We start from the raw sequence: 2,402 nt of genomic DNA, 5'->3' as shown, positions 1-2,402 counted from the left end.
CGGGACTACCCGGTGGAGCGGATGATGCGTGACGCGAAGATCACGCAGATCTACGAGGGCACCAACCAGGTCCAGCGGATCGTCATGGCCCGCAACCTGCCGTAACACGCAGGGCCTGGGCCCTTCGGGGCCGGTGCCGCAGCACGGTGTTAAGTTCCCGGGAATGAGCGACAAGGAAGAGCAGGACGTGCCCATGAACGACGGGCCCTCGAAGCCGGCGATGCGCGAGGCGCTCGTGGCCGCGGCCTTCGAGCTCTTCCTGGAACGCGGCTTCGAACAGACCACCGTCGACGACATCGTCTCCCTCGCCGGCGTCGGCAGGCGCTCCTTCTTCCGGTACTTCCCGGCCAAGGAGGACGTGGTCTTCCCCGACCACGAGCGCAGCCTGGCCGAGATGACGGAGTTCCTGGACTCCGGCACCGGCGACGAGGACCCGGTCCGGCACGCCTGCGGCGCTGCCCGCCTCGTCCTGCGGATGTACGCCGAGCAGCCGTCCTTCTCCGTCCAGCGCTACCGCCTCACCCGCAAGGTGCCCGGCCTCCGCGCGTACGAGCTGTCGGTGGTCTGGCGGTACGAGCACACCCTCGCGGCCTACCTGCGCGGCCGGTTCGCCGACCGCCAGGACGGGCCGCTGCGCGCCGACGTGATCGCCGCCGCCGTCGTCTCCGCGCACAACCACGCCCTGCGGACGTGGCTGCGCTCGGGCGGGGAGAGCGACTGGGTGGCCGAGGTGGACACCGCGATGGCCTTCGTCGTCGACACCTGGAGCGACCGCCCCGCCGAGGCCACGGGTGAGGGCGACCAGGACGACGTCGTCGTGCTGGTCGCCAGCCGCAAGGCCCCGCTGTGGCGGATGGTCCAGGGCATCGAGAGCGCGCTCGGGGAGTCCCGGCAGGTCTGACCCGCCGTCCGGCCGCCTCACCTGTTCGGCGCGACCCGCCGACGGCACCGCCCGGTTGGCGGACCGTCGTCCTGCGGGCCGCCGGGCGCCGGGCGAGACTCGGTCGCAGGACGGGGCCGGGCGGGCCCCGGGAGCGCGAAGGAGCGGCCATGCCGGGCACGCCCGAGCGGGGCAGCGGTGGCCCCGGCCTGCGCGAGGTGCTGCTGCACCGCGGCTACCTCGCCCTGCTGCTGGTCTCGGCGCTGGTCGGCGTCCCCATCTCGCTGGCCGCCTTCGGCTTCGTCGGCCTGGAGCACGAACTCCAGCACTGGGTCTGGGAGAGCCTGCCGGACGCGGCCGGATACGGCCGGGCCCCCTGGTGGTGGCCACTGCCCGCGCTGTTGCTGGCCGGCCTGCTGCTCGCCCCGGTCGTCACCCGGCTCCCCGGGCACGGCGGGCACGTCCCTGTGGACGGGCTCGGCGGCCCGCCCGGCCTGCCGCGGGAGGTCCCCGGTGTGGTGCTCGCCGCGCTCGCCTGCCTGCCGCTCGGCGCCGTGCTCGGCCCGGAGGCGCCGCTGATGGCGATGGGCGGCGGCCTCGCGCTGCTCGCCGTCGGGGCCGCCCGGCGGGAGCGGCAGCCCCAGCTCGTGCCAGTGCTGGGCGCGGCCGGCTCGGCGGCGGCGATCTCCACCATCTTCGGCAGTCCGCTCGTGGCGGGCGTGATGCTGATCGAGGCGGCCGGGCTCAGCGGCCCGCAGCTCGTCGCGCTGGTCCTGCCCTGCCTGCTCGCGAGCGGCGTCGGCGCACTCGTCTTCACCGGCTTCGGGCACTGGACGGGCCTGTCGATCGGCGCGCTCTCGCTGCCGAACGTCCCGAAGAGCGGCGTCCCCGACCCGGGGGACTTCCTGTGGGGCGTCCCGCTGGCCGCCGCGATCGCCGTGGTCTGCGTGGCCGGGCAGGCGCTCGGCCGGCGGGTCAAGGCCTACACGACCGGCACCCCGCACCGGACCGCCGTCCGCACCGTCCTGTGCGCGCTCGCGGTCGGCGGCTGCCTCACCGCGTACGCGCTGATCACCGGCCGCACGCCGGAGGAGGCCGCGCTCTCCGGGCAGGCCACGCTGGGCGCGCTCGCGGCCGACCCGGCGTCCTGGCCGATCGGGGCGCTGCTCGCGCTGGTCGCGTGCAAGGCGGTCGCCTGGGGCATCGCGCTGGGCAGCCTGCGCGGCGGCCCGATCTTCCCGGCGATCCTGCTCGGCGCGGCCCTCGGGGTGGCCTGTGCGCCGCTGCCCGGCTTCGGCTTCGCGCCCGCCCTCGCCGTCGGGCTGGCCGCGTCCGGCGCCTCCGTCACCCGGCTGCCCGTCACGAGCACGGTGCTGGCGGCGATGCTGCTGGGCGGGGAGGCGGCGAACCTGAAGCCGTTGCTGATCGTCGCCGCGGTGGCGGCCGTCATCACCGGCGAACTGCTCCGCGGCCGGGCCGAGCCCGCAGCGGCCGCGGCGGGCAGTGCCCGGACGCCGCGAGT

The 2,402-nt window shown here is 75.8% G+C and carries 3 protein-coding genes; all 3 read left to right on the top strand.

Translation table 11 applies throughout. The annotated features are described in order from the left end of the window. The coding region (locus tag AB0O00_RS35900) for an acyl-CoA dehydrogenase family protein (protein WP_158983582.1) at nucleotides 1–105 on the top strand (105 nt) is incomplete at its 5' end. Between the two features lie 58 nt (nucleotides 106–163). Beyond that, on the top strand, nucleotides 164–901 hold the full coding sequence (locus tag AB0O00_RS35895; protein ID WP_363658899.1) for a TetR family transcriptional regulator: 738 nt from the start codon (nucleotides 164–166) through the stop codon (nucleotides 899–901). Between the two features lie 149 nt (nucleotides 902–1,050). After that, the coding region (locus tag AB0O00_RS35890; RefSeq protein ID WP_363658898.1) for a chloride channel protein at nucleotides 1,051–2,402 on the top strand (1,352 nt) is incomplete at its 3' end.

Source organism: Kitasatospora sp. NPDC093558, assembly GCF_040683475.1.
Lineage (GTDB): Bacteria > Actinomycetota > Actinomycetes > Streptomycetales > Streptomycetaceae > Kitasatospora.
Note: the sequence above shows the minus strand (reverse complement) of the source record. Positions and strands in the feature narration are given on the sequence as shown.

What these genes read in the sequence shown, in the direction of transcription:
- AB0O00_RS35895 (WP_363658899.1), top strand. Translation starts at nt 164, where the DNA reads ATGAGCGACAAGGAAGAGCAGGACGTGCCCATGAACGACGGGCCCTCG.